At 69.9% G+C, this 25,692-nt stretch carries 28 protein-coding genes, 1 tRNA gene, 1 other RNA gene and 1 pseudogene; 12 read left to right on the top strand and 19 right to left on the bottom strand.

The features are described 5' to 3' along the window. Window positions 1-19: 19 nt before the first annotated feature. An RNA gene (gene ffs / locus ACZ6CV_RS12915) (signal recognition particle sRNA small type) lies at window positions 20-118 on the bottom strand. A gap of 132 nt (window positions 119-250) precedes the next feature. Here ffs and ACZ6CV_RS12910 point away from each other — a divergent pair. Further along, window positions 251-338: transfer RNA gene (locus ACZ6CV_RS12910), tRNA-Ser, on the top strand. 62 nt (window positions 339-400) lie between these two features. On the opposite strand, the gene ACZ6CV_RS12905 is transcribed toward ACZ6CV_RS12910, so the two are convergent. From ACZ6CV_RS12905 to ACZ6CV_RS12840, 14 genes are all read right to left on the bottom strand, one after another. Then, the gene (locus tag ACZ6CV_RS12905; protein WP_469250819.1) at window positions 401-1,684 is read right to left on the bottom strand and encodes a tyrosine-type recombinase/integrase; all 1,284 of its coding nucleotides are present in this window, start codon (window positions 1,682-1,684) and stop codon (window positions 401-403) included. Between the two features lie 84 nt (window positions 1,685-1,768). Then, on the bottom strand, window positions 1,769-1,996 hold the full coding sequence (locus ACZ6CV_RS12900; protein ID WP_469250818.1) for an excisionase family DNA-binding protein: 228 nt from the start codon (window positions 1,994-1,996) through the stop codon (window positions 1,769-1,771). 339 nt (window positions 1,997-2,335) lie between these two features. After that, complete coding sequence (locus tag ACZ6CV_RS12895) at window positions 2,336-3,883, bottom strand: YfjI family protein (RefSeq protein WP_469250908.1); 1,548 nt, start codon at window positions 3,881-3,883, stop codon at window positions 2,336-2,338. A 331-nt stretch (window positions 3,884-4,214) separates the two neighbouring features. Next, the gene (locus tag ACZ6CV_RS12890; protein WP_469250817.1) at window positions 4,215-5,093 is read right to left on the bottom strand and encodes a bifunctional DNA primase/polymerase; all 879 of its coding nucleotides are present in this window, start codon (window positions 5,091-5,093) and stop codon (window positions 4,215-4,217) included. Beyond that, complete coding sequence (locus tag ACZ6CV_RS12885; protein ID WP_469250816.1) at window positions 5,090-5,737, bottom strand: DNA methylase; 648 nt, start codon at window positions 5,735-5,737, stop codon at window positions 5,090-5,092. Before ACZ6CV_RS12885 ends, ACZ6CV_RS12890 begins: the two co-directional genes overlap by 4 nt. Before the next feature lie 202 nt (window positions 5,738-5,939). Then, a complete protein-coding gene (locus tag ACZ6CV_RS12880) occupies window positions 5,940-6,230 on the bottom strand; it encodes a hypothetical protein (RefSeq protein WP_469250815.1) in 291 nt (96 codons plus the stop codon). Window positions 6,231-6,247: 17 nt separating this feature from the next. Then, a complete protein-coding gene (locus tag ACZ6CV_RS12875; protein WP_469250814.1) occupies window positions 6,248-6,715 on the bottom strand; it encodes a hypothetical protein in 468 nt (155 codons plus the stop codon). Window positions 6,716-6,729: 14 nt separating this feature from the next. Next, on the bottom strand, window positions 6,730-6,924 hold the full coding sequence (locus ACZ6CV_RS12870; RefSeq protein ID WP_469250813.1) for a hypothetical protein: 195 nt from the start codon (window positions 6,922-6,924) through the stop codon (window positions 6,730-6,732). A gap of 21 nt (window positions 6,925-6,945) precedes the next feature. Then, window positions 6,946-7,197: a hypothetical protein gene (locus ACZ6CV_RS12865; protein WP_469250812.1), complete on the bottom strand. Its 252-nt coding sequence runs from the start codon at window positions 7,195-7,197 to the stop codon at window positions 6,946-6,948. 141 nt (window positions 7,198-7,338) lie between these two features. Continuing rightward, on the bottom strand, window positions 7,339-9,564 hold the full coding sequence (locus ACZ6CV_RS12860) for a cell division protein FtsK (protein ID WP_469250811.1): 2,226 nt from the start codon (window positions 9,562-9,564) through the stop codon (window positions 7,339-7,341). A gap of 167 nt (window positions 9,565-9,731) precedes the next feature. After that, on the bottom strand, window positions 9,732-10,073 hold the full coding sequence (locus ACZ6CV_RS12855) for an RRQRL motif-containing zinc-binding protein (protein ID WP_469250810.1): 342 nt from the start codon (window positions 10,071-10,073) through the stop codon (window positions 9,732-9,734). After that, complete coding sequence (locus ACZ6CV_RS12850; protein WP_469250809.1) at window positions 10,070-10,687, bottom strand: GGDEF domain-containing protein; 618 nt, start codon at window positions 10,685-10,687, stop codon at window positions 10,070-10,072. The genes ACZ6CV_RS12855 and ACZ6CV_RS12850 overlap by 4 nt, the downstream gene beginning before the upstream one ends. Next, window positions 10,684-11,802: a conjugal transfer protein gene (locus tag ACZ6CV_RS12845; RefSeq protein ID WP_469250808.1), complete on the bottom strand. Its 1,119-nt coding sequence runs from the start codon at window positions 11,800-11,802 to the stop codon at window positions 10,684-10,686. Before ACZ6CV_RS12845 ends, ACZ6CV_RS12850 begins: the two co-directional genes overlap by 4 nt. Beyond that, window positions 11,799-12,089: a hypothetical protein gene (locus ACZ6CV_RS12840; RefSeq protein WP_469250907.1), complete on the bottom strand. Its 291-nt coding sequence runs from the start codon at window positions 12,087-12,089 to the stop codon at window positions 11,799-11,801. The genes ACZ6CV_RS12845 and ACZ6CV_RS12840 overlap by 4 nt, the downstream gene beginning before the upstream one ends. Window positions 12,090-12,481: 392 nt before the next feature. Between ACZ6CV_RS12840 and ACZ6CV_RS12835 the strand changes: the two genes are divergently transcribed. Together ACZ6CV_RS12835 and ACZ6CV_RS12830 are read left to right on the top strand one after the other, a co-directional pair. Next, window positions 12,482-12,817, top strand: coding sequence for a winged helix-turn-helix domain-containing protein (locus ACZ6CV_RS12835; protein WP_469250807.1), 336 nt, complete (start codon window positions 12,482-12,484; stop codon window positions 12,815-12,817). 159 nt (window positions 12,818-12,976) lie between these two features. After that, window positions 12,977-14,224, top strand: a complete 1,248-nt coding sequence (locus ACZ6CV_RS12830) for an XRE family transcriptional regulator (RefSeq protein WP_469250806.1) — start codon at window positions 12,977-12,979, stop codon at window positions 14,222-14,224. Between the two features lie 79 nt (window positions 14,225-14,303). Here the strand turns inward: ACZ6CV_RS12830 and ACZ6CV_RS12825 are convergent, their stop codons facing one another. Continuing rightward, window positions 14,304-14,963 carry a hypothetical protein gene (locus ACZ6CV_RS12825; protein ID WP_469250805.1) on the bottom strand — a complete coding sequence of 220 codons (660 nt, stop codon included), beginning with the start codon at window positions 14,961-14,963 and terminating at the stop codon, window positions 14,304-14,306. Continuing rightward, entirely contained in the window at window positions 14,960-15,418 is a 459-nt protein-coding gene (locus tag ACZ6CV_RS12820; protein WP_469250804.1) for a RusA family crossover junction endodeoxyribonuclease, read from the bottom strand. The genes ACZ6CV_RS12825 and ACZ6CV_RS12820 overlap by 4 nt, the downstream gene beginning before the upstream one ends. Before the next feature lie 463 nt (window positions 15,419-15,881). Between ACZ6CV_RS12820 and ACZ6CV_RS12815 the strand changes: the two genes are divergently transcribed. From ACZ6CV_RS12815 to ACZ6CV_RS12790, 6 genes are all read left to right on the top strand, one after another. Continuing rightward, window positions 15,882-16,544 (top strand): hypothetical protein, encoded by a 663-nt coding sequence (locus ACZ6CV_RS12815; RefSeq protein ID WP_469250803.1) that lies wholly within the window; start codon window positions 15,882-15,884, stop codon window positions 16,542-16,544. Between the two features lie 209 nt (window positions 16,545-16,753). Further along, a complete protein-coding gene (locus ACZ6CV_RS12810; protein ID WP_469250802.1) occupies window positions 16,754-17,560 on the top strand; it encodes a hypothetical protein in 807 nt (268 codons plus the stop codon). Window positions 17,561-18,584: 1,024 nt separating this feature from the next. Then, window positions 18,585-19,097 (top strand): hypothetical protein, encoded by a 513-nt coding sequence (locus ACZ6CV_RS12805; RefSeq protein ID WP_469250801.1) that lies wholly within the window; start codon window positions 18,585-18,587, stop codon window positions 19,095-19,097. A 325-nt stretch (window positions 19,098-19,422) separates the two neighbouring features. Next, window positions 19,423-19,944 (top strand): hypothetical protein, encoded by a 522-nt coding sequence (locus ACZ6CV_RS12800; RefSeq protein WP_469250800.1) that lies wholly within the window; start codon window positions 19,423-19,425, stop codon window positions 19,942-19,944. Between the two features lie 31 nt (window positions 19,945-19,975). Beyond that, window positions 19,976-20,737 carry an ankyrin repeat domain-containing protein gene (locus ACZ6CV_RS12795; protein WP_469250799.1) on the top strand — a complete coding sequence of 254 codons (762 nt, stop codon included), beginning with the start codon at window positions 19,976-19,978 and terminating at the stop codon, window positions 20,735-20,737. A 208-nt stretch (window positions 20,738-20,945) separates the two neighbouring features. Then, the gene (locus ACZ6CV_RS12790; protein WP_469250798.1) at window positions 20,946-21,716 is read left to right on the top strand and encodes a sensor domain-containing protein; all 771 of its coding nucleotides are present in this window, start codon (window positions 20,946-20,948) and stop codon (window positions 21,714-21,716) included. 72 nt (window positions 21,717-21,788) lie between these two features. On the opposite strand, the pseudogene ACZ6CV_RS12785 reads toward ACZ6CV_RS12790, so the two are convergent. Together ACZ6CV_RS12785 and ACZ6CV_RS12780 are read right to left on the bottom strand one after the other, a co-directional pair. Next, a pseudogene (locus ACZ6CV_RS12785) lies at window positions 21,789-22,359 on the bottom strand (GNAT family N-acetyltransferase). Between the two features lie 110 nt (window positions 22,360-22,469). Continuing rightward, entirely contained in the window at window positions 22,470-24,071 is a 1,602-nt protein-coding gene (locus ACZ6CV_RS12780) for an ABC-F family ATP-binding cassette domain-containing protein (RefSeq protein WP_469250797.1), read from the bottom strand. A gap of 218 nt (window positions 24,072-24,289) precedes the next feature. Between ACZ6CV_RS12780 and ACZ6CV_RS12775 the strand changes: the two genes are divergently transcribed. From ACZ6CV_RS12775 to ACZ6CV_RS12765, 3 genes are all read left to right on the top strand, one after another. Beyond that, window positions 24,290-24,874 (top strand): HhH-GPD-type base excision DNA repair protein, encoded by a 585-nt coding sequence (locus tag ACZ6CV_RS12775; protein ID WP_469250796.1) that lies wholly within the window; start codon window positions 24,290-24,292, stop codon window positions 24,872-24,874. A 163-nt stretch (window positions 24,875-25,037) separates the two neighbouring features. After that, window positions 25,038-25,382, top strand: coding sequence for a hypothetical protein (locus tag ACZ6CV_RS12770; protein ID WP_469250795.1), 345 nt, complete (start codon window positions 25,038-25,040; stop codon window positions 25,380-25,382). 95 nt (window positions 25,383-25,477) lie between these two features. After that, window positions 25,478-25,639: a hypothetical protein gene (locus ACZ6CV_RS12765; RefSeq protein ID WP_469250794.1), complete on the top strand. Its 162-nt coding sequence runs from the start codon at window positions 25,478-25,480 to the stop codon at window positions 25,637-25,639. The last annotated feature ends 53 nt before the right edge of the window (window positions 25,640-25,692 follow it).

The following is a 25,692-nucleotide window of genomic DNA, read 5'->3' as shown; positions in this document are numbered from 1 at the left end:
GACAACCCGGACCGCCCCAACGCAAAGCGCCCCCCACGCACCCGCCAGAGCCGACCTACCCTTGCTGCCTTCCGGCCCTGGGGGAGTTCAGTCAGATAGCGCCACGTGAGGGGCTGACCCCCACAGTAGCGGATCCCCACCCCCGGAAGCGACGCCCCCTCCCACCCGCTCCCCGCCCCGAGGACGATCACGACGGCGCCCTCCGGATCGTGTTCGCGAGCACCCCTCAACGTCTTGTATTGTTTGCGGCGGAGGATTCGCCTAGTGGCCTAGGGCGCACGCTTGGAAAGCGTGTTGGGGGCAACCCCTCACGAGTTCGAATCTCGTATCCTCCGCCAGTGCCTCACCGGGCACGATGTCGAAGGGCCCCACCGTTCGCGGTGGGGCCCTTCGACGGTTCTCAGCCCTCGTTGTCCTGGTTTTTGTCCACAGCGGGCGCCTCCGGGGTTCCCCAGATGGCATCGGCGATCTTCCGGGCCACGTCCTTGAGCATGGCGTCCGGCACATGGAGGTAGCGGGCCCGCATGCTTGCGGACGTGCCCGGCTCCCAACCCATGATCTGATCAATGACCCGGGCCGGGACACCGAGCAGCATGAGCACAGTGGCGGCCGTGTGCCGGGCGTCGTGCAGCCGACCGTCCCGAACCCCCGCGTCTTCCAGCAGCCGCTTCCAGTCGTGATAGTCCGTGTTCGGGCTCAACGGGCCACCCAACAGCTTGGTGAACACGTAGTCCGACTCGGTCCACAGGTCGCCGGCCGCCTTTCGCTCGCGCTCCTGAGTCTCGGCGTGTGCCCGGAGCATGGCGACCAGCGGGCCCGGCAGGGGCACGGCGCGGCGGCCCGCTCGGGACTTGGTGTTCTTGGTCTCGCGCCGGACCTGCACCTTGGCCGGGCAGTACCCCGCCTTTCGGCCGCACGGTGAGGCTTCCGGACACCCGTGCTCGTACCGGGGGCGCAGACGGTTCCGGCGCAGCTTGAGGTACTCGTTGTCCAGATCGACGTCAGACCAGCGCAGTCCGAGCGTTTCGCCCTGCCGCAATCCGAGCGCCAGTGCCAGCATCCAACGGGCCGTGTTCCGGCGCTTGTTGGCTTCGAGCAGCAGGCACTGAACCTCTTCCACGGAGTAGGGCTCAACCTCTGATTCGTCCTCTTCCACCCGCGGCGGCTTCGCCAGCGCGGCAGCGTTCTTCGCCGCGTAGCCGCGCCGTACGGCCTCCCCCAGAGCGGTTCGAGCGGTGCGGTGAGCCTGATGAGCCGTACCGGCCTTGCGTGCCCCGTTCGCCTGCATACGGCGATACAGACTCTCCAGGTGTTCGGGCTGCAAGCGGTCAAGGCGGTGCTTGCCGACACCGGGCACGAGGTGAACGCGAACGGCGACCTCGTAGCCGTCGTACGTGTTCTCACTGACGGTCGGCTTGGCGATGTTCTCAACCCAGTGCAACAGCCACTTCTCAACCGTCCACGGTTTGCCGGGCCGACTCGCCGAACCCGCGTCGCGCTGCTTCTCCAGCTTGCGGACTTCCTCAACCAGGTCCTCGCGCGTCTTGCGCGTCAGGTGTCGGCGGTACGGCTCCCCGTTGTCCTTGTAGCCCATCGGTACGCGGGCGTGCCAACGCTCGTCTTTCCCGAAGTAGATCGCGGATTCGCCGTTGGCGCGGCGGGTGCCCTTCTTCTTTTCTGCCACAGGCAGAACTCCTGTCCTTGGTGTCGGGATCGAGACCGGGGCGGCGGGCTGTCCTGTCCGGGAGTGCCGCCGCCCCGGGCGTCGTCAAGCGGTTCGTCGTTCCGCACGCCGGCGGGCGAGGTATTCGGCGGGCGCGTCGGCGGGGACACGGCGGAGACGGCCGATGTCGATGGACTCCAGCTCTCCAGCGCGGATGAGCGCGAAGCATGTGGTCCGGCCGATACGGAGGCGACGGGCGGCCTCTTCAACGGTGAGGAGAACGAGGGTCGTGTCGTCGTCAGTGGGGGTCGCGAGGGTGCCGTGTTCGTCCAAGGCTCGCTCCTGTGGGGGCTGAGTTCATGGGCAGGTGCCGCCGCACAAACCGCAAAATCCGCAGAAATACCGGGGAGGGGCGTTGACCTGCGGTGATGCGGTAGGGGGACGGTGGTGGACGGTGCTCCGCAGAAATCCGCGATATTCCGCAAAAATCGGGGGCGGCCGGTGACCGGCCCCGGCGGGTGGGGTGGTGCTCGGTTTTTTGCGGAATATCGCGGGATTGTGCGAGGGCCCCCGGCTGGGACGGAGCAGGGGTCTCGGCACAGGCCAGCGGGGTGTCCGGGGGTTATTGCGGATTTTGCGGTTTGTGCGGGAGGGGTTGAGGGCGCGGCAGGGTTACCGGCCGCCCTGCCGCAGGGCGGGGTGGGCCAGTAGGCGGGGTGCCGGGGGGCGTCCGCGCTTGCCGGTCCGCTCGGGTTGGTAGGACCGCAGGTATCCGTGGTCTTCCAGCAGTGCGAGGGCCGGTTCGAGATCGGCGACGGTGGGGACCTCGCTGCGGGACAGAACGGTGAAGACATCCCGTCGGCTGACGTCCTCCCATCCGTTGTCCCTCAGCGCTTCCAGAACGCTGCGGGCTCGGGACAGGACCGGGTCGGCGCCCATGAGGTCGAACACGGCGAGGGCGTGAGCGGTGTAGTACTCCCCCAGCTCGATCGCCGCGTTCATGGTGGCGGCGGTGACCGGGTGGGCGTAGCCGTTGCCGCCGTGTTCGGCGAGGTGCAGTAGCGCGGCCATGCGGGCGGTCGCCCCGGCGAGCTTTCCGGCCCAGTTGGAGATGTGGCCCAGCTTCCCACCGCGTGCCTTGAGCTGCGGTTCGATGCGCTTCTGATAGGCGATCAGGGCCGCGTCGGCTTCCGGGGTGAGCTGGATGACGGCCGGGTCGGTCCACTCCGCCAGGGACAGGGTGAGGTCGATGACCTGGGCGGTGTAGGTGGCGGCCGTCTTTTCCGGGACGGGGTCGGTGATGATCTGGCGTTCACCGACCGTGGACGCCGGCAGGGAGTACAAGAAGCGGGCCAGCAGTCCGCGTCCTTCGAACCCCTTCACCTTGCCGATGTCCCGCAGCACGTCCGGCTGTACGGCGAGGCCGATGGTCAGGGCGGGGGCGTCGATGTACTCGCGGCGGGTCTGCCGGTTCACCCGCAACCGGTCCCCGGCATGCCCTTTCAGGAAGACTTCCATGTTCGGGGCGCCGGAGTATCGACCGGCGATGATGTCGAAGATGCCGCCCTCCGCGCTCATCACCGACAGCCGCCCGCCCTGCTCCGCCATGAGCGAGGTGACCGTCTCGGGGGTCGAGTCGTCCGCCAACAGCACCGGTTCGGCCGGAACGGTGAGCGTGCCGGCCGTCTGCGTGAGACCGACGGCCGTGGCCACCATCTCCTGCCGCTTGTCCGTGTCGGCGGACGCGGCCTTGGCGGCGGCCTTGTCCGCCGCTTCCTTGGCCAACCGCGCCGTCAACTCCGCCTCAACAATGACCGGCTCCATCGCGGTCTTGAGCTGTTTCTCCGCCTCATAGAGAGGGTTGGTCAGCAGGGCGAATACGGCGGACTTGCGGTTGGCGGGCGGGAGCGCGACCACCGTGAAGAGGTTGGTCGGCTCACGCCAGTTCCCGCGCACGTGGACCACCGACCGGCCGCCGGCCGCCGTGGCGAGCACGGCGAGGGCGACCGACCCGGCGAGGTCCACCGGGGTCTGCGTCTCCTCCGCCACCGCCCCCACGAACTCCCCCAACCAGGCGGGGAGGACGTGGGCGGGGAACGACGGACGCTCACGGCGGCCGGTGAGAGGAATGGGGTCCTCCCACACATCCGGTGCCGTGTCGTCCTCGCCGGGCGGGTCTTCCAGGGTGGGCAGTCCGGCCCACAGGTCGGGACTGTCCACAGGCTGTGGAGTCATGAGGCCGCCCTCCCTTCGGCGGTGGTGATGTGCGGACAGATGCCGACGATGACGCGGGCTTGCAGAGCGATGACGGCGGCACGGCCCCGGGCGCGTTCGTGCTGACCACAGGCACACAGCCAGTCCGCGACCGGTACGCCCTCGCACTGAACCTGTAGCCCCGGAGTGATGCCGGTGACGGTGACCGTCTGCGGGTCAGAACCAACGGCAGAAAGGACGCCCTTACGGGCGACGCCCTTCGGTTCGCCTACGGTCGGCCGTGGCGGGCCCTGCACGGCGCCCTGAGGGCCGAACGTGGGGATTCGGGAAGTTTTGTTCATGCCGCGCGCTCCACAGCCGTCTCAAGGCCGTTGGCGACCGCGCGGCGAGCGTAGGTCTCCGGAACACCGACGGAGACGGCGGCGGCCACGACCGCGTCCCCGAGTACGGCGAGTCCGCACGGTCCCGGACATGCGGTGTGCTGGGCGGCGAGGAACCGCGCGACCCCGAACGCCTGTGATCCGGCGCCGGATTCGGTGCGGGCCCGCACGAGGGCGAGGCCGCGTTCCAGGCCGGTGCGGACGTAGCGCTCGGTGTGGCGGCACCCGGTGGCCACCTGCCGCGACCATGTGGCGCGGGTGGGAAGGGAAGATGCCACCTCCCCCGGGGCGGGGGTGGTCTTTTCCTTCACCACCAGGGCGCGCACGGCCGCCGGGAGAACGGCAATACGGCCGGTCCCGGGTCCGAGCCAGCGGGCGTACTGCGTCAGGGACTTGATGTCGACACCCGGCCGGACCGCGTTCGCCGACGCCATGGCGCCCCGGTAGAGCCAGTGCTCACCACGCGTCGTCGACACGACGCGGGTGGCGGGCAGGGACTCTCGGGCCCATGCGACAGCCGCCGCGTTGTCCAGGTCGACGACCGTCAGCCCCGCCCCGCCGGGGTGGTAGGCGACCGCCACCGCCTCACGCCACACCGGCGCCCACACGGGCGAGGTGAGGACGTGCGGGTCGGTTGTCGCAGCGGCCCACGCGTGGCACGGCGCCGGGCACGTGCAGGCGCCCACGGCTTTCATGTTGGGTCGGCCACCACAGGCGCCGTCCTTGCAGGAACGGCAGTTGCCGAACGGGACCTTTCCCGCCCGCAGGGGCAGGACCGGTACACCGGCCGCCGCGAGGGCGAGGGCGACCCGGAGGGTTTCGGGCGTCGCGCTCATGCCGCCACCCCCATTGTTCCGGTGGCGGCGAGGTAGGCGCGGCCGATGAACTCGGTGTAGGCGGGCGGGATCGCTTCCGTCAGTTCCTCGCGCACGTCGGTCCACATGATGCCCATGGCCGTCTGGAGTTCGGGGACGGACGGCTTGCCGCCGCCGTTGCCGTACGCGGCCACGTACGGGCCGTCGTAGAAACGGCCGTGCCGGTAGCCACGTACGCGGCCCCGGTGCGGGACGTGCGCCAGCCCGTCAGTGGTCCATCCGCCCAACTCGAAGTTGCGGTGCCGGATGACCCCGAGACCGAACATCTCTCCGCACAGCGTCAGATCCTTGCGGATCTCCGCGCGGCCGTTCGGTTGCTCGATGACGTACGGCAGGCCGGTCCGCTCCAACAGTTCACGAACGGGGGCGACCAGGTCGACGTGAGTGCGGCCCCATCCCTGCGAGGCGTTGGTGCCCACCGTCAGGGCGCATCCGTGCTGGCACGGCGGGGAGGCGTGAACGGCCGCGTACCGGCGGATCTCACCGGACGCGATCAGGTGGGCGAGGTAGGCGAGGGCGTCACCGCGCTGGTAGGGGAAGGGGTAGTTCGGGCGGTCAGCGATGTCACAGCCGTCCACCGCGAACCCCGCCCGGTGGTAACCCATCGCGGCACCACCGGCACACGAGAACAAATCCAGCAGACGCGGCCGGGACACTCGCCCCGAACGGGTGGCAGGGGCCAAAGGGCCCTCGCCGAAAACGCGCAGTTGGGTCATGCTGTAGGTCTCCTGTTCTGCTACGTCGGGATACGGAGACCGTGGGCGGCGGGCTGTCCTTGTCCGGGAGTGCCGCCGCCCACGGGCGGAGCTAGAAGGGCGGTTCGTCGCTGTAGCCGTCCGGGCCCCATGGGTCGCGGCCGTTGTCGCGGCGGCGCAGCCACCGGGGCAGGCGCGGGAGCGGCAGCAGGACCATGCGCCACTCCGTCCAGCAAGGGCAGGGCTCCCACTCGGTGCCCTCGTACTCGCCGTCGTAGTGGTTGCCGTAGTCGTGCGGGATGCCGCCCACGCCGTCGCACTCGGGGCAGTCGGGGCGAGGCGTGTCGGTCAGGATCAGGGCGTTGCGGGGCAGCGCGGTGCGCTGGATACGCAGTCGGATCACGAGTGTTGATCTCCTTCTCAGCCGTAGAACTTGTTGCGCTTGATGACGGCCTTGCGGATGTTGACCGTGGCCCCGTCCCGGTGGCCGCTCGCGCTGAACACCTGCACGGCGATCCAGCCGCCGAAGACGACGGCGGCGAGGATGACGAGCTGGGTCACCAGCGCGGTCAGGGCGGTGATGAACGTGGTGAGCATCAGCAGTCCGCCGCACACGGCGAGGAACCCGACGCCCCCGAGCGCGATGTTCACCGCCGCCCGGGAGACGGCCGGCTTGTGCGCGACTGGTTCGGGCTTGGCGGGCTCGATGGCGTAGCCGGTGACGACGCGGCCGTCGAGGAGGACGACGCTCGTCACGGTCGGGATGGTGCCCGGCTGCATGGGCATGAGCGGGGCGGTGTGGGCGGGGGTGAGGGGGGTGGGGGTGTGGACTTCCACGGCCGCCGTCTCGTGTCCGGCCGGACGGCCGTACGCGGTGGGTTCGTTCACGTCTGGTCTCCCTTCTAGCGGCCGGCGTCGGCGAGGGCGCCGGTGACGGCGGTGACGAGCTGGTTGACGGTGTCGCTCGCGTCGGTGTCGGCGAGGTAAAAGCCGAAGAGCGCGACAACGACGGCCGCACCGGCACCGACGGCCTTGAAGCGCAGCAGCAGTGCGACGCCGACGGCGAGCAGCAGAACGAGCGAGATGGTGATGTCCATGGGGCCTCCCGGCGGGGGTGGTCAGCGGGTGCCAGCGCGGTAGGTGCGCGCGGCGCGGTTGTAGATCCAGCGGCCGACACGTATGCGCTTGCCGGTGGCGTCGCAGCGGCGGCAGTCAGGGCCGCGCTTGGCCTTGCCCTTGCGGTCGGTGGTGAAGCCGTGGCCCATGCCGTCGCATTTGCGGCAGTCGCCGAACGGGCTCAGCCAGCACTTGACGACGTAACCCAGGGTGACGACCAGGAGGAATGCGATAGCGAGCGCTGCAAGGCTCATCGAGGGCCTCTCAGAGGGGGTTCGAGGGGTTTCCGCAGGTCGGCCGCTATCTGCTAGCGGCCTGATCAGGGGTGGTTTTGGTCGCTAGCAGGGTTGCTACCGGTAGCGACGTCTGCCGCTACCGGTAGCAGGCTGTGAGACCTATCCGGCGTCCCTCTTCTGGTTGCGGTGCGTAATCGCGGCGGCGATGCCCTCGCGCTTGATGCCGCGCTTGTTGACCTGTTCGCCGTCGATGCGCCGGCTGATCTGCACCGTGCCGATGCCGAACGGCTTGAGCGCGGCGGTGAGCGCTTCCGCCTTGGGCTTGGCCTCCAGCTCCGCCCACGGCCCGTAGACCTCCGGGCGCAGGTCGGCAAGCCGGTCCACGACCGTTTCGGACCACACCTTGGCCTCGCCCTTGCTGAGCACGGCCGCGACGTCGTCCAGGATGGTCGCGGACGTCTCGGGGGCGGGGGCCTCGCCGGCCGCGTCGCCGGACAGCGTGCCCTCTGCCTCGCGCAGGGCGGCGGCGCGGCTGAGGATGCGTTCGGCGTCGCGGCCGTCGGCGAGGTATGTGCGCACGATCCCGGAGTCGTCGGACATGCCCTTGAGCAGACCCACGCCCTTGTGGGACTTCAGCAGCTTGGACGCGTCCAAGCCCTCGCTGTAGGACCCGGCACCGAGGATGGTGTCCGAGACCTGGTAGGCGCCGACCCGCAGGGCGAACCGGGCCTGATGCTGGTCACGCAGCTCCGACGGGCACGCCTTGTCGTCCGGCTTCTGCGTCGCCGTCATCACCGAGACACCCACCGCGGGGGCGACCCGGGCGAGGTAGACCATCAGGGACAGGATTTCCTTGCCGTGCTCGGGGTGGGTCAGGTACTCCTGCACCTCATCCACCACGAACAACGTGAGCGGCATGTTCAGCTTCTTGTCCCGGCTGATCTCCGGGGTGAGCTTGCCCTCCGGGCAGACGTGCAGCGGCAGTTCGGATAGCCGGTGGTACCGGTCTTCGACGTCCGCCTTCAACTCGCGCAACGAGGTCAGCAGATGCGAGACGGGGTCGATCCCGTTCTTCGGGACGATGCCGAACCCGACGCGGTGAGCGACCTTGGTGAACGCCCGCCAGTCCGGCGACGCCTTGCCGTCGAACACGTACAGCCGGACGTACGGGTCGAGCGCGGCGGCGAGGGCGATCGTGCGGGCGGAGAACGTCTTGCCCTGACGCGGCACGGCGCCGACCAGCAGCGACAGCCACAGCATCGTGGCCATGACCGGGTTGCCACGTTCGTCCACGCCCCACGGGAACGGCTTCCAGAAGTCCACCCGGGTTGCCCCCAGCAGCGGGGACTTGCCCGACGGGACGGCGAGCGGGTCACGGTCGGCGATCCAGTACGACACCCGCCGGCCGCTCGTTTCGTCCTTGTCGAGGAAGAGCTGAGTGGGAGCGATGTCCATACCGGAGGCGAGACGGGCGTGAGCCTTCATCGCGTCCTCGAACGTCTTGCCGTACGGCAGATCCACGACCACGCGCCAGCCGTCGCCGTCCCGGCCGATCGGACGCGGGAAGGCGATCGTCTGATCCTTGGTGGTCAGCCCGGACGCCTCGTGCGCGCGGATGACGATGTCGGAAGACAGCTTGCGCTTGCGGAACGTCACCTTGGCCATGTCGATCAGCGGCCGGTCGGCCGGCGCACCCACCACACCGAGGGTGGTGGTCAGCGTCGCCATGGCCAGCATGAGCAGCCACGACGGCGCCATGACGTACAGGGTCAGCGCGGCGGCCAGGCCGACGACACCGGCGATCGTGGCCACGATGCCGCGCAGCCGCACGCGGTCGTTGCGCTGCCGGGAGAGCTTCAGGTACTCCGCCGCGTCCTCGTTGGCCACGGAGGCGAGGCGCAAGCCCTTGCCCTCCGCGTCGAAGACCCACCGGCCGATCGCGGTCGACCAACGCCACGCGCCGCGCGGCGAGTACGCGCAGATCTTCGGCGTGTACACGAGCGGCAGGCGCACGGCGTGGTAGCCGACCACGGCCGAGTAGTGCCGGATCGCCCACTTGCGCACGGCCGTGCGCTGGTCGGGGAGCTTCACCCAGTCCGGCAGCACCGGCAGGCGGGCCTTGTCCTTGGCCTCCATCCACTCTGCGACCGAGGGCGGGTAGACCTCTCGCGGCGGGTCGACCGGCGCCCCCTCGCTCAGGCCGTCGGCCTCCGGGTCGTCGGAGTCGGGGAGTTCGGCCTCCCACTCACCCGGCTTCACCACACCCCCACCCGGGACGGCCGGGTCGGGGTCGGTGGTCTTCTTCAGCGGGAACGGCACGATGTCGGCCGTCGGTTCGGTGCCCTCCGGGTCCCCGGCGGGCGTGAAGGTCGTCGTTTCCGTCACGATGTACGTACTCCTTCGGGAGTCGAAGGGTCCGGCTGGCTTGCTGTGGAAGGTCGGGCGGCCGGACCCGGGGAAATCGATCGTGGAGCCACGCAAGGGCCGTAACTATCCTGACTTTCGGATAGTTCTGGCCAAGGCTTCACGCGTTCGATGGGGATGGGTTGTGCTCACGCGGCGTGCTGTTCCTCGGGATAGGCGCAGGTCACGCACGATCCGAGCGACGTGGGGATGACGTATCCGGCGTCCCGGTGGCACTCGGGGCAGGTGCGGCGGGCGCGCATCATCGCGGCGTGGGCCCGCCAACGGCCCGGCGTCATCGGCCGGACCGGTAGGGCGAGGTCGACGCGGTACAAGAAGGCGACCAGCGGCGCGCGGCCCCGCCGCCGGGGACGTTCGAGTTGCGCGGCGACATCCTGACCACCGGGGCGCAGGCCACGGGCCCGCAGTTGACGGCGAGTGGCGTAGCCGTCCGGGGCGAAGTGCCACCGGAAGACTGGCAGCGTGCTCATGCCGCGCCGCGCCGCCCGGGACGACGGCCGACCACCGACCCCAGCAGCCGACCGAGACGGGCCCGACGGGGACCGGACCTACCCGAGCGCTTCGCCGCGTACATGGCCTCATCGGCGCGGCGCAGCAGCGCCGACAAGTCCTCGCCCAAGTGGTCGGCGGCCCGCACCCACCCCAGCGACACCGTGGTGTGCACGTCAGGCGCCGTGTCGACCGGCCGGGCGAGGACGCGGCCGAGGGTGTGGAGCCGGTCAGCGGCCGTGCCGTCGCGGTCGATGACGACGGCGGCGAATTCGTCCCCACCGAGCCGACCCGCCACCCCGCCCGGGGTGGTGCCGTGGGCGAGACGGGCGGCGACCGTGGCGAGCAGCACGTCACCGGCCGCGTGGCCGTGGGTGTCGTTGACCTGCTTGAAGTGGTCGACGTCCGCGAGCACGACCACGGCGCGCGGGTCACGCAGCAGACGGCGGGCCCGCCAGGTGAACGCGTCCCGCGTCCACAACCCGGTGAGCGGGTCACGGCGGGCCGTGGTCAACCGTGCGTGCAACCACCGGGCGTGTACCGCCCACCCGAGGACGGGCGGCAGGGCCGGTAAGAGCGCGGCGAGGGCGTTCACGGCGTCACCGCCCCGGTGGCGCGTTCGGCGAGCAGGGCGTCACGCAGCTTGCGGGCGTTGGCGGGCGAGGTGCGCAGGGCCCGGCGGATGCCCTCCCCGGTCACCTCAGCGTCCGTCCATCCGGCCGTCGCCTTGCGCGCTTCCGCCATGAGCTGATCCGGGGTACGGCGGGTGCGGGTCGACTTCGCGGCGACCGGGACACGGCCCGTCGCCCGACGCGGCGCGCTCGACGCAGCCGGCACCGGCCGGGCGGGCGTCGGGGCGATCGGCACCGGCTTCACCGTGGGCGCGACGGCGGGAATCGGCTTCATGCCGCCGCTTGACTTGCCGAGGTCGACCGGCGCCGGATCGGGCACCGAAAGCCGCGTCAGGGTGACCGTCGCCGGGGCCGATACAGGCAGGTCAGAGGTAGACCGTTCTCGACTGCTTCCGGACGATTCCTCCGCATTTGCGATCGGGGTGGGGGTAGGGGTGGTGGTGCCGAACATCGCGGCGAGGGCCGCGTCCGCGCCGTCGGTGATCCGGTCGCGCTGTACGTCCAGCAGCCTCGATCCGAGCGCCGCGTCCCCGACCCCGGCCTTGCGTGCCAGTCGCCACGACGCCCGATCGGACCGCTTGCGCACCCGGCTCACCGGGTGGTGCGCGGCACGGGCCCGGTGGTAGGCGAGGGCCTGCACGATGTCGGCGGTCCGCCGCTCGTTCTCCGCATCGCGGCCGTCGGTGTGCACGACGATCCGACGCGCGAGGAACGCCATGCCCTCGGCCGAGACGGACATGCCCATCGGGGTCAGCGCGTAGACGACCGTGCGGCCCGGGTCCGGCGCGGCCATGGCACCCATGACAGCGGCGGCGGCCGGCAGCGCCCACAGACCGATCCGCACGACACGCGGCGAGGACTGACCCAGCATGGTCAGTCCCAGCAGGACCAGGGCGAGCACGGCCGTGGCGCCCTCACCGGCACCGAGCGCACCGAGCGCGGTACCCGTGCCGTAGGCGTGACCGATGTTGCTGTACGTGCCGATGCCACCGACAACGCCCGTGGCCAGCATGGGCACGAACGCGGCCGTCAGAACACCGATCTGCACCTTGCTCAGCGGCTTGCGTGTCTGGCTCATGCCGCTTCCCCCGTTCCCGCCCGGTGGCCGCGAGCGGCACGCAGGAACGGCACCGTACGGGTCAGCGCGTCGGCGTACAGGGCGTCCCAACCAGCGATCTCGTCACCGGCCTCGCCCATCTCCCGCAGGTCGGCGAGGACGTCACGGGCCGCGTCCTCACGGGCCGCGCGCTCGTCGTCCGCCTCGAAAACCAGCGGGCCCCGGAACAGATCGACGTCGATACCGAGCGCCAGTTCCGCGAACTCGAAGTCGCCGTGCGCTTCCTGGCCGGCGACGAAAGTACGCATTCGCATGGTGGATCTCCATTCAGGTACGTCGGGATAGGGAGATCCGGCGCGGCGGGCTGTCCTGTCCGGGAGTACTGCCGCGTCCGGATACGGGGGGGGCCAACGCCGCATGTCGCGGCGGGCCAAGCGCCCCGGGCGAGATTCGATCTCGCGCCCTCACGGCTGGATGCCGGGGCTGGTCTTTCAAAGCACTCTGTTGAGTTCTCAAGGAACCGGCGCTTCCTTCGTACTCACCCCTGCGGGCTTTCCTCCGGACGCTGTCTGTGCAGGTCAAACGGTTTCCCCTTAAGGCCGGGGCGACCTCTTGCTGACTAGCTTGCACTAGTCTGCTGTGGCGCACAACCCCTGTGGAGTGATGCGCACTAGTTCACTGTGGTGGGTACCCTCAAGGCATGACTGTCACAGGAGGGCCAAAGCCGAAGGCGGTGCAGGTCGCGGACGCTCTCCGCGACGACATCAAGAAGATGCAGCCGGGGGAGAAACTCCCGTCTCAGCGAGAGTTGATGGACCGATTCGGGTATGCGAGCCAGACCATCCAGAACGGGCTAGCTGCACTCCGGTCCGAAGGACTGATCGTGTCGGCGGGGAACCTGGGCAACTTCGTCAGCGACGGGTCTGCCCCGGGTGACGACGTACGCGATGACATCAAGGAAATCCGCTCCCAACTCAAGGCGTTGACCGAACGGCTCGAAGCGCTGGAAAGCCGCTCCGTACCGGGTGGCGCTTGATCTGCAACCAGCATGGGAGTAACGGAGTGTGTGAGGTAAGTGACAGCCAGGGGACGACGGAAGGGGGGGTGGGGACATGTCCAGTGACACCCCCCTGTCCCCTTCCCTGTCCCCCCTGCCCGCGCGTGAGACTCGGAGTAGGCACTCGGAGGAGGGCGCATGACTGACGACAGGCCCGCATGGGCGCGGCGCATCGCTGCCGAGCGACAGGCACGCGATTGGTCACAGCGTGACGCGGTCAGGGCCCTGCGTGCGCACGCACCCACGGAGCTGCCGGCAGAGGACAGCATGATTCGCCAGTGGAAGCGCTGGGAGTCCGGCCAGGCACCGAACGACTTCTATCAACCGATCATCGCGGCCGTGTTCGGCACGGTGACGCACGCCCTCTTCCCTGCTCCGTCTCGCCGGGACGGAGACAAGGAGATCTTGGCAGCGAGCGGCATGGAGACTCTGGAGATCGTGAGTCGCCTGAACCGGTCGGACGTCGACAGCGCGACTCTCGATGCTCTCCGGATCACCACGGACCGCCTCTGCTCCGAATACCCGTTCATGCCGAGTGCTCAGCTCCTCATCGAGGGGCGGCAGTGGCTTCGCCGCGTTGTCGACCTGCACACGAAGAGCCTCACGCTCGCCCAGCATCGCGAAGTACTCGCGCTGTCGGGTTGGCTCGCCTTGCTGGTCGGCTGTGTCGAGTACGACACGGGCGACCGCCACGCGGCCGAGTCAACGCGGCGTGCCGCTCTCTCGCTCGCAACCGAGTCCGACCACCCCGAGGTGGCGGGGTGGGCACACGAGATGCGGGCGTGGTTCGCCCTCACGACCGGCGACTATCGCGGGGTCATCGCGGCAGCACAAGCCGGGGCAGAGACCGCAGCACACCATGGCGTCGCCGTGCAGCTCGCTGGCCAGGAAGCCAAAGCATGGGCGCGGCTCGGGGACCGTCGGCAGGTTGAGGTGGCTCTCGACAAGGGGCGCCGGCTGCTAGAGGGGATGCCGTATCCCGAGAACCTGGACAACCACTTTGTTGTCGACCCCGCCAAGTTCGACTTCTACGCGATGGACTGCTACCGCCTGGTCGGGGAAGACCGACTTGCGCGGACACTCGCGGATGAGGTTCTCCGTGCGGGAACTGACTTCGACGGCACGGAGCGGTCGCCCATGCGGAACGCCGAAGCACGGGTGACCCTGGGGGTCACCGCAGCGCGAGGGGGCGACCTCGAACAAGCCCTCATCCATGGCGAACGCGCCCTACAAGGCGAGCGTCAGTCTGTCCCTTCCCTGATCATGACCAGCCGAGAACTCGCGGCCGTCGTGAGGCAGCGCTACAGCACCGAACCGGCTGCACAGGACTACCTGAACCACCTGCAAGACCTGGGCAGGGAGAAGCCGGGATTCCTGCCTTCCTGACGGCTAAACAGAAAAGCGGGCGCGGCCTCCAAAAGAGGCCGCGCCCGTCTTGTTTTCGAGAAGAAATACCGGCCTCGCGTCACGTCTGAACTTTCGAAAGTTCGGCGTTGACTGTTTCCGCCACCTGCCTGATGTGCCGAACCGTGTCACCATCAATTGATGCGGTCACCGAAAGGCCGTGAACGATTTCACTCCGCACAGCCTGAAGTTCGCGAATCTCCCGGTAGATGTCCTCCGATAGAACACCCTCCGAAACCATCTTTTCAGCCATCTGCCGGACACTCAGAGCGCGACCTTCCGGAGCATCCTGAAAATGCCGCGCCAAAGTCCATTCCAGGACTGAAAAGGCTAGGACGAACGCAGCGCGCAAGAATTCCCTGTCACCCGAAGACTCTCCGGATTCCACAAGCTCAGAAACAGCCCGCAGCCTATTTTCAATCTCGCCCCCTTGCGCCAGACGCGATGCTTGAGGGAGGACGATGACTTCCACGTCCCAACCGCTAAGCCGGTGGAGTCGCTTTCGAATCCTCTCAATACGAGCGATCTTCGCCTGCGAGCTAGCGGCCCTCTGCTGGACAACTTCAAAAATGATGCCACCATCGGGGCCGACGGCAACAGCGTCAAACTCCTCCCGAGCGCCGGATGCAAACCCTTCCGGTAGATGTTCGCCATCGACTACGCCGATGTACATTTTCCATCCAGGAGGAAGCCTTTCCGCGCGTTCGCGGAGCGCACTCATCGTTGCATTTTGCCAAGCCACGGCAACTCCTCGTGCGGCATAGCTGAATATACGGTCACATAAACAAACGGCTCGCCAGTGATCAGGTACGGAAGGATGACCGATGGCGGATTCCTGAACGAACCATCCAGGACGTCTCTCCGAGATGCCGAAACATCTTGAATCTGTGCATCATCCACCATAACTTCCGGATACATTCCATCGATGATGCGCTTCAAAATGTTGTCGATGTCTACGTCTGTCGGCCCCACATGGAAGTATGTAACCGATACGGACACATCCTCAACAAGCGGGAAGCCATCTTCCGGAAGCTGCTTTGTGGCGCAAGCGCGCACATGATCAATCCATCGCTGCTTCTTCTTTGAATCTTTGGAATTGACCGAGAGCGGAATTCCGGGAACCACAAATTCCCATATCATCCAACCATTTCCCCTCCCTGGTTGCACGTCCGCCACCTCGGCGTCAGCCTACGCGTTGGCTCACGCCGTTGGCAGCAGCGGAGACGGCTCACCGCGCAGGTGCCCAGGCTCAGCCCGTCGTGTCTGAGCTGAGGTTTTGGCACTGCTCGTTGTCCTGGTCTTTGTCCAGTGCGCCGACGGCCGCCACCGTTCACTGCCGTACGCGCACCCTCTCTGACCTGCCCCTCGAACCTCTACGAACGCCCCCGTACGGCCACGCGGACAGTTGGAAAGCGTGTTGGGGGCAACCCCTCACGAGTTCGAATCTCGTATCCTCCGCACCCGCCCGAGAGGGCAGACGAAGGTCCCGACCGGTTCACCGGCCGGGACCTTCGTCGTTCTCGCCAACCGGTGTCCCACGCCACGTCTCGGCCAAAGCTCGCCCCGCTTTTTCTGTCATCAAGCGCTCACAGATAGCGTTGCTTCGCTCGGGTTAACCCTCACCTCACCGGAGACAACTGTGAATCGCTCGACCCGGCTCGCGACGGCCCTCCTCACGGCTTCCGCGGCTCTGCTGCTGAGTGCCTGCGGCGGCTCGGACGACAGCCACGACAGCGACAAGATCGCCGGGGCAGATACCGGCAAGGCGAAGTCGGCGTCACCGTCGCCGTCTGGAACGGCGGACGGCATCGACCGGCCGGAGATCAAGCTGCCGTCGGACATGAAGAACGTCTTCGACGGCCGGGAGACCGGGGACGCGGTGAAGGACGCGATCCTGGCGGACAACGAGCGGCGCATCAGCGCGGTGGACGAGGCGCTGGCGACCGGGGACCTGAAGGGCTCAGCAGTTGCCTTCTATACGACGGACCAGGCGCTGGTCGGGCTCTACAAGTACACCAAGCGCAACATCGACGAAAACGTCAGCTGGACCGGCACCGCACGCTACTTCAACCGGCACGTGACGGTCTTCGGCAAGACCTCGGCCGCGGTGACGTACTGCGTCGACGAGAGCAAGACGAACCTGAAGAACCGCAAGTCGAACAAGGTCATCAAGAGCGACACTCCGCCGGACAGCCCCGACAACTATGTCTTCTACAACACCGCCGTGAAGAAGAACAAGGACGGGGTCTGGCAGACCCGGAGCCTCAACGAGGACCGGGGGTCGCAGAAGTGTCAGCCGTGACGCGGGGCAGAGCCATTGCGGCGCTCACCGTCACCGCGTGCCTGCTCGGCACACCTGCGGCTCTCGCGGCAGGCCGGGGCGGTGCCGGCTCCCAGGAGACGGAGACGTCAGGTGACTCGTCCGGGCAGGCACTCCTCTCCAAGGTCGCTTTCAAGGTGCAAGGTGCCCCTTCCAGGGTTCGGCATTCCGGCTCCCTGACTCCCACGGCTGTGGGCTGGAAGGCACCGGCGTGCTGGTACGAGCCCTACTGGAAGGCCGAGGACTTCAAGACCTTCACGGAGGCGAAGTGGTCGATGCACAAGTCCGCGGGCGGTGACCCCAGGGACCTCGCGGACGCCAAGGCGCGCTACAAGGGCGGACACCCCTACAAGGACTTCAACGCCGGCAAGAACGGCAAGGGCATGTGGTGGGTCGCCGTCGAGAACCCCGACATGAGGGACGACCCGGCCGCGGGTGCCTGTACTCGTCCCCCGTTCTGGGTGGACAAGGGCAAGACCCCGAAGGTTCCGCAGGCCATCGATCCCAAGACCCTGGCGGCGCTGGCGTACCAGCAGACCAAGGTGCCCGACACCAAGGTCGAGCTGAAGCCCGAGGCCAAGTCGACGGTGAACCTGCCCACGTGGGTGTGGCTGGACAAGGGCACGTTCAAGGAGGTCAAGGTACGGGCCGAGCTGCCCGGGACCGGCCTGTTCGCCGAGACCACCGCGAAGCCTGTGAGCCTCCACCTGGAACCGGGCACTGAGGACGCGGAGACCTACCCGGCATCCGGTGAGTGCACCTTCAACAAGGACGGCTCCATCGGCACCCCGTACACCAAGGGCAGCTCAAAGGAGTCACCGCCGTGCGGCATCACCTATCTGCGCGCCTCGGGTGGCCGGCCCAACCAGCTCACGGCATCGGTGACCTGGCAGATCTCCTGGCACGGCACGGGCGACGCGCACGGACCCCTACCCGACGGCACGTTTGAGACCACGCAGGACATGAACGTCCAGGAGGTCCAGTCCATCAACCGCTGACCGTTCCACCGTTCACAGTGGGGCCCTTCGGTGTTCTGCGGCTCGGATCTCGCTCTCGCGCCTCCAACTGGCCTGTCACCCAGTGCTGCTGGTTCATCGACCGAGTGTGGCGAAACGCTGTTTCCGGGTGGCGTCCGGAGGCACCATGGCTCCATGAACAGTGGCGCCAGGGCCTCGTCGTCGCCTCCGCCCGCGGCTCTGCCGAAGCGGCGCAACGCGGTGCTCGGACTCTTCGACGGTCCCGTGTACCGGGACTGGGCGTTCTGGATGACCATCGGCTGGGGGGCTCTCGCGGTCGCCTCGATTCCGTCCAGCGATGAACCGAGCTCCCTGCCGACATGGCTGGACACGCTCCTCGCCACCATCGTGTTCATCGCGCTGTTCGGCATCGTCCCGACCTGGCTGCGGCTGGTGTTCCGCCGATGGTGGTGGCGTCGGCGGCAACAGCAGCAGACGGCCACCCCGGCGCAACGGACGCAGCCCGCAAGCGCTCGACCGGCAACCGGCGGCCGCCCGCCTCGCTCCGGCGGGCAGTCACCGCCCTCCGGGCACACCCGCGCGGGCCCGGTCGCCCCGGTGGCGGCACCCCAACCGTCGCCGGCCGTGCCGCCCGTGCAGGCCGTCGGCGGGCATCCGGAAGGCACGCGTCAGCCCGTGAGCAACCCCGGAGCGCTGTCGACCGCACGGGAGTCGTTGCCGCACCCCCTCGCCCGCTCCGTGCGGGCACTCCAGCGGGCCCCCGGGCCGAAGGACCAGTACGAGGCGATGCTCGAGGCCGCCGAGATCCTCGCCATCACCCTCGCGGTCACCGGAGCGGCCCTGCTGCGAGGGCAGGTCGACGGCCGCGTCGCGGGCGACGGTGACCAGCGAGATCGCGCGCGTCAGGGGCTCGTGGCGCTGCGGAACGGGTTACTCAGACGCGCCACGTTCGGGACGTGGACGAATTGGCTCGACCAACACCTCGGGCCCGTCTCCACCGCCCAGCCCGACCTGGTGCCCGGCCTCCGTACCGCCCTCCAGGGCGATGGCCGCGCTCCGGGGATCCTCACCGACCTCCGGGCCCTGCAGAACGAACGCAACCGCACCTCGCACGGCGACAAGCCCCCGCAGCCCACAGGAATCGGCCCTGCGCACGGCGGAGTTCAGACCGCGGCTCGAACGAGCCCTGGAGGCCGCGGACTTCCTCGTCGCCACCCCGTGGCTGCTCACCGTTTCGTGCGGTTACCGGCCGCGCCCCCGCCGCTTCGACGTCGTGATGCAGCGCGTGACCGGCGACCACCCCGATTTCGAGTGCCAGTCCTTCACGTGGGACGAGCCCGTCGCCAACGACACCTTCTACTTGCTGACCTCAGCGGGCGCGCTCACCCTGGCGCCCCTGGTGGCCGGCCTCCTCTGTGATCGATGCGGGCAGGTGGAGCTCTGCTACGCCGCATCGGTCGATCGCCACACCGGGACCGCGATCTTCAAGAGCTTCGCCCGGGGGCATGAGATCGCCGACCCCGAGCTGGGCGACGAGCTCCGCATGCTGGCCGATTGACGGCCGGGCGGGGCGTCGCGGGAGGGGTGTCACGTATCCTCCGCATTTGCTCGGCCGGGTGGGCGAGGGCCCTCTTCGGGTGCGGGTGTGGACAAGGGTGGGCAAGTCGGTGTCGGTGTCGGTCTCTCTCGGGGTGCTCAGGGCGTTCGTGCTGCGGGTGGGCCTTTGGGGGTGGCGGGTGGTCCGGCATGAGTGGCGGGTCGTGGTCGTCCGGTCCCTGGGGCGGTTGTGGGGGCGGGGGGTTCGTGGGGTCTCGGTCGCTGTTTTCGGGGCTCTCGCCGTCATCGGGCTGCACGCGTTCCAGCAGACCGGGGTAGGTGGTGGCGTGGTGCGTTTCGTCAGTGAGGTGCGGGGTGATCAGCCGTTCTGGGTGACCCTGCTGCGGACGCCCGTATCGATGTTCGTGCCCGCGGTGGACCTGCCCGTCTGGGGTGGGCTCCCCCGGCTGTTGCTCGCCTTCGCCCTCGCCGAGCTGCTGTTCGGGCGCATACGCACGCTGGCGGTGGCGTACACCGTCACGCTGGCCGGGACGCTCGGGGCGCGTCTCATGGTCGCTCTCGGGCCCGAACGGCTCGGCGGACTGCCCGCCGATGTCGCGCACACGGTCGACACCGGTACCTCCGCCGCGATCGTCGGGCTCTTCGCCTACACCTCCGTGGCGCTGCGGGCGCCTCTGCTCTTCATCGCCGTGGTGGTCCCGACGGTGACCGGTTCGATCAGGGACCTCGACCTCGCGGGGCGCGAGCACTTGATCGCCGTGGTCGTCGCGGTGGCCCTCGGCGGGGTGCTGCACCGGAGGAGCGGGCCGGCCGTCGCGGAACGAGCGGTCGTTGTCAGTGGGTCCTGACAGAATCGCAGGCAGCGTTAGGAGGTCGGGCATGGCAGTTCTCGACGCGGGGGATCCTCTGGCTGTCGCGGTGACCGGTGCGATCCGCTCCGGTGACGTGGCCGGGCTGCGGCAGCTGTTCGTCACACATCCCGGGCTCGGGGCCACCGGGATCAGACGGGTCGGCGAGGCGGCCGGCACGCGCAGCCTGCTGCACATCGCCACGGACTGGCCCGGACACATCCCTGCCGGCCCCGAGGTCATCGCCGCCCTCGTCGAGGCGGGCGCCGACCCCGGCACGCCCTTCGTCGGGGCGCACTCCGAGACTCCGCTGCACTGGGCCGCGAGCAACGACGACGTCCCCGCGCTCGACGCCCTCATCGCGGCCGGCGCGGACATCGAGGCGCCCGGCGGCGTCATCGCGGGCGGCACGCCGCTCGCCGACGCGCGCGGGTTCGGACAGTGGCGCGCGGCGCGGCGGCTGCTGGAGCACGGGGCCCGTACGACGTTGCAGGACGCGGCGACGCTGGGGCTGCTCGACCGGGTCACGGCCTTCGTCGAGAGCCTTGGCCGGGGCGGGAGAACTCCATCGCTCGATCCGGTCGACATATCCGGTGCCTTTTGGGGTGCGTGTCACGGCGGTCAACTGGCCACCGCCCGCTACCTGTTGGAGTGCGGCGCCGAGCTCGACTGGGTCGGGTACGACGACATGACTCCGCTGGACATCGCCATCGACGCCGGCGCCGCCGAGGACGTCGTCCAGTGGTTGCGTGGGCAAGGGGCCCTTCGGCGGGCGGAGTTGGAGCGCCGGTGACCTCGTCTGCCGGAGGGGGGCGTGTATCCGGAGGGGCCTCGCGGCCAGGGGGGCTGGCAGTCAGGGGGGCTGGCAGTCAGGGGGGCTAGCACCACCCCATAGACACCGGAGCACCGTATGCCGCCGGGGCCGCGGATACGGGAGCGTGGAGCACGTCAACACGACACGTCCCCGCTCCCCACGCTCCACGACGATTCGAGGGCCCGCCATGAGCACCAGCACCCTGCCGTACGCCACTTCGACCTCGTCGGCCGCGGGGGTGGCCGCTGCGGTGACCCCTCCGACGACCGGCCCCACGGTCCGTCCGCGCAGGCCCGGGTTCTGGCGGGCGCCGTTCTCCGGCGTCACCTTCCGCGAGATCGGGTACGTGCTGACCTCGTTCCCCCTCGCCATCGTCGGGTTCGTCTTCGCCGTGACCATGTTCTGCCTCGGCGCGGGGCTGCTCGTCACCCTGCTCGGGCTGCCCGTCCTCGCCGTGGCGCTCGCCGGGGCGCGCGGGCTCGGCAGTGCGGAACGGCTCCGGGCGCGGGTGGGTCTCGGGCTCACCGTCGACGGCCCGGGGGCGTACGGCACGGGGGCATACGGTGCGGAGGGCGACGGGCCGCGGGCGAAGGGGTTCTGGGCCGGGACCAGGGCCCGGCTCGCGGACGCCGCGGGCTGGAAGGCGCTGCTGTTCCAGGTGGTCATGTTCCCCTGGCGCGTCCTCAGCTTCGTCCTGACGGTGACGTTCTTCGTCACCGGCTGGGTGGTCGCGCTCTTCCCCACGTACTCCTGGGTCTTCCACCGTTACGTGGGCTGGCCCGGCTACCGCGTGTACGACTTCACGTCGGGCGGCCGGCACCACGAGTACTACATCACCTCGCCCGCCCAGATCGCGGCGGTCGCCGGCATCGGTGCCGTGCTCGTCTTCCTCACCCCGAAGCTGGTCCGCGCCCTGACGAGCGTCGACCGCGCGGCGGTCCGTTCGCTGCTGGGCTGAGCGGCGGCCGACGCGGAACCGGGCGTTCCCGGTGCGGCCTCAGTGCGGCCTCAGTGCGGCCTCAGTGCGGCCTCAGTGCTGCCGGGGATCCTCCGGCGGAGCCGCGTAACAGTGCAGGGCGACCCGCAGGCCGGGTCGCCATTGCTGTTCCACGATGGCGAGCAACTGCCAGCCCAGGCGGGCGTAGAGGGCGGCGGCCGCGGTGTCGGAGGACACGACGTCGAGGACCGGGTGCAGCCCGCGCGCCCGCGCCTCCCGTACGACCCGTCCCATCAGCAGGGCGCCGATGCCGTGGCCCCGGGCGTCCGGCGCGACGAAGAGGCGGCTGACGACGCCGGCCAGCCCCGGCCTCCGGTCCCGCCCGCTCGCTCCACAGGGCCGGCGCCTCGTCCCCCGCGCCGGGGCGGGCGAGGCCCACGTGTCCGACGACCCGGCCGTCGAGCTCGGCGACCCAGGCGCCGAGTGCGCCGTCGCCCTCCAGCCATTCGGCGGGCCGGTCCGGCCAGTCGACGGGGTAGCCGTCGGCCTTGTGGACGCCGGTGAGCACGCCGACGCAGGCGTCCAGGTCACGCTGACCGGAACGTTCCCGCAACCGCAGGACGGGGTGCCCGTCGGCCGCGTCGGCGGCACGGTCTCGTCTCATCGCAGCATCGAATCACAGCGGTGGGGACGGCGACCTCGCTTCCGCCTCAAGTCACCTTCCGCCGCCAAGTCACCTTCCGCCGCCGTCACCCCACTCCGCCCACCCCGCCCTCAGGCCAGCGCGACCAGCTCCCGGTAGTCGGCGCTCCACAAGTCCTCCGTCCCGTCAGGGAGCAGCAGGACGCGGTCCGGGCGCAGCGCGTCGATCGCGCCCTCGTCGTGCGTGACCATCACGATCGCCCCCGGGTACGTCCCCACGGCCGCGAGCACCTCGTCCCTGGACGCCGGATCCAGGTTGTTGGTGGGCTCGTCGAGGAGCAGGACGTTCGCGCCCGAGTGCACGAGGCCCGCCAGAGCGAGCCGCGTCTTCTCGCCGCCCGAGAGCACGGCGGCGGGCTTGTCCGCGTCGTCCCCGCCGAACAGGAAGGAGCCGAGCACCCGGCGCACCTCGCCGTCGGTCAGGTGCGGGGCCGCGGCCGCGAGGTTCTCCCGTACGGTCCGGTCCGCCGCCAACGTGTCGTGCTCCTGCGCGAAGTAGCCGAGCCGCAGCCCCGGCCCCTCAACCACCCTTCCCGTGTCCGGGAGTTCACGCCCCGCCAGGAGCCGGAGCAGCGTCGTCTTGCCCGCGCCGTTGAAGCCGAGGACGACCAGGCGGCTGCCCCGGTCGACGGCCAGGTCGACACCGGTGAGGACGCGATGGGACCCGTACGCCTTGGTGAGGCTGATCGCGCCGAGCGGCGTCCGGCCGCACGGGGCGGGCTCGGGCAGCCGGATGCGGGCAACCTTCTCGCCGCGCCGGACCGGCTCCGCGTCCGCGAGCAGGCGTTCGGCGCGCCGGTCCATGTTCTTCGCGGCGGTGGCGGTGGCGACGCGGGAGCGCATCTTGTCGGCCTGGGAGCGCAGCGAGGCGGCCTTGCGCTCGGCGTTGGCGCGTTCCCGGGTACGTCGCCGCTCGTCGGCCGCGCGCTGGGCGAGGTAGGTGTGCCATCCGGTGTTGTGCACGTCGATGACGGCCCGCCGCGGGTCGAGGTGGAGGACGCGGTTGACGACGTCGGCGAGCAGCCCGGTGTCGTGGCTGATGAGGACGAGGCCGCCCGGGTACCCCGCCAGAAACCCGCGCAGCCAGGCCACCGAGTCGGCGTCGAGGTGGTTCGTCGGCTCGTCGAGGAGCAGGGTGTCGTGGCGCGAGAAGAGGATGCGGGCCAGTTCGACGCGGCGCCGCTGGCCGCCCGACAGATCGCCCACAGGCTGGTGCAGGGCGCGTTCGGGCAGCCCGAGTCCGGCGGCGACGCGGGCGGCCTCGGCCTCGGCCGCGTAGCCGCCGCGGGCCTGGAAACGGTCCTCCGCGCGGGCGTAGGCCGCCATGGCCCGCTCCTGCGCGGCCGGGGTGGTGGCACGGGCCATGGCGGCCTCGGCGGTACGCAGCGCCGCCACCGCCTCGTCCAGGCCGCGCGCGGACAGGATGCGGTCGGTGACGGTGACGGCGGGGTCGGCGGCGCCCGGGTCCTGGGCGAGGTGGCCGACGGAGCCGGTACGGGTGACGGTGCCGGCGGCGGGGGTGGCTTGCCCCGCGAGGATTTTCAGGAGGCTGGTCTTGCCGGCGCCGTTGCGCCCGACCAGGCCGACGCGGTCGCCCGGGGCGACGTGGAAGGAGACGTCGGACAGCAGGAGGCGGGCACCGACGCGCACGTCGGCACCTCGTACGGTGATCATGAAGTAACGCTCCGCAACAGCGAATGGACACACGGGTGACGTGGAGGCGTGTGTCCTGGCTAGGAGATGCGGGGCGTAGACATGTGTCCGAGGCTAACGCGCCGGTCGGGCGGGGCGCATCCGGGTTTTCGCGCCGCGTGGTGGTTCGGCGCTCGCCGCTCGGTGCGGTGGGCGGTGGGCGACGAGCGACGGGGCCGTCGACGGGGGATCATCGGCTCATGGACGTGACCCTTCACCTCGCACAGGACGAGGCGGCCGACGAACTCCTCGGCCGCAGCCCGCTGGCCGCGCTGGTCGGCATGCTCCTCGACCAGCAGGTCCCCATGGAGTGGGCGTTCGCGGGCCCGTACACGATCGCCACGCGGCTGGGCGCGGACGACCTCGACGCGCGGGAGATCGCGGCGTACGACCCCGAGGACTTCGCCGCGCTCCTCTCCACGAAGCCGGCGGTGCACCGGTACCCGGGCTCGATGGCCAAGCGGATCCAGCAGCTCTGCCAGTACCTGGTGGACCACTACGACGGCGACCCGACGGCGCTGTGGCAGGACGCCACCACCGGCGGGGAGCTCCTCGAGCGCCTCAACGACCTGCCCGGCTTCGGCAAGCAGAAGTCCCAGATCTTCGTCGCCCTCCTCGGCAAGCAGCTGGGCGTCCGCCCCAAGGGCTGGCGCGAGGCCGCCGGGGACTACGGCGCCGCCGAGGCGTACCGGTCCGTCGCGGACATCACGGGCCCGGAGTCCCTCCTCAAGGTCAGGGCGCACAAACAGCAGCTGAAGGCGAAGGCCCGCACGAACAGCGGCTGAAGGCGGCGGGCCGGGCGGGACGGGGCGGGACGGGACGGGGCGCGCGGACTTCGTGGCCCATGCCCCCTGACCCATGCCCCCTGACCCCATGACCCCCTAGCCCATGAGGGCGGATCTCGGCGTCGGGCGGTCGACGAACCGTTCGTACGGGGACATGCCCTCCATGAGCACCCCGCCCCCGTACCGCCGCCACCGCACGTGGCCCCGGGTGCTGCTCACCTTCCTCGCGCTCCTGCTCGGCGCCCTCACCGCCGTCCCCGCCGCCCCCGCCACCGCGGCGGTCCCGCCCCCGCCCGCCGCCGTCTCCACGGAATCCGGCGGCAGCGAGATCCAGGAGGACGCCACCGACACGGCGCTGCGCCTCCCGACCGGCCACGCCACCCGCGTCCCCACCCCTCGTACGCCCCGTCCGGCGCCGCCCCGGCACCCCGCCGTCGGCCCGGCCCCGCGCCCCGCCCTTCTGCACCCCCGCGTCCCGACCCCGCGTTCGGTGGTCCTGCGCTGCTGACAGGGACCAGGACAGGGACAGGGAGCAGGCACTCGGCGGCCGCCCCCGTCCCGTCCCCCGCCAGCCGTCCCAGCGCGCAGATCAAGGACACCTTCATGCCCATCGACCCCTACGCGGCCCTGCAAGCGCTCCTGCGCGCGGAGGCCGTCCGTACGACGCCGCCGCAGTCGGCACCCGCGAACCCGGCGCCTTCGCCGGAGCAGACGATCCGCGAGACCGACCCCACCGAATCCGAGCAGCGACCCAAGGACGCCTGACCCCGACGGCCCGGCGCAGCCCGCACCAAGCGGCCAGGCGACCCGCACCCGGC

It is taken from the genome of Streptomyces sp. NPDC041713 (assembly GCF_055591085.1).
The sequence above is the reverse complement of the archived record's forward strand: the minus strand, read 5'-3'. Positions and strand labels throughout refer to the sequence as shown.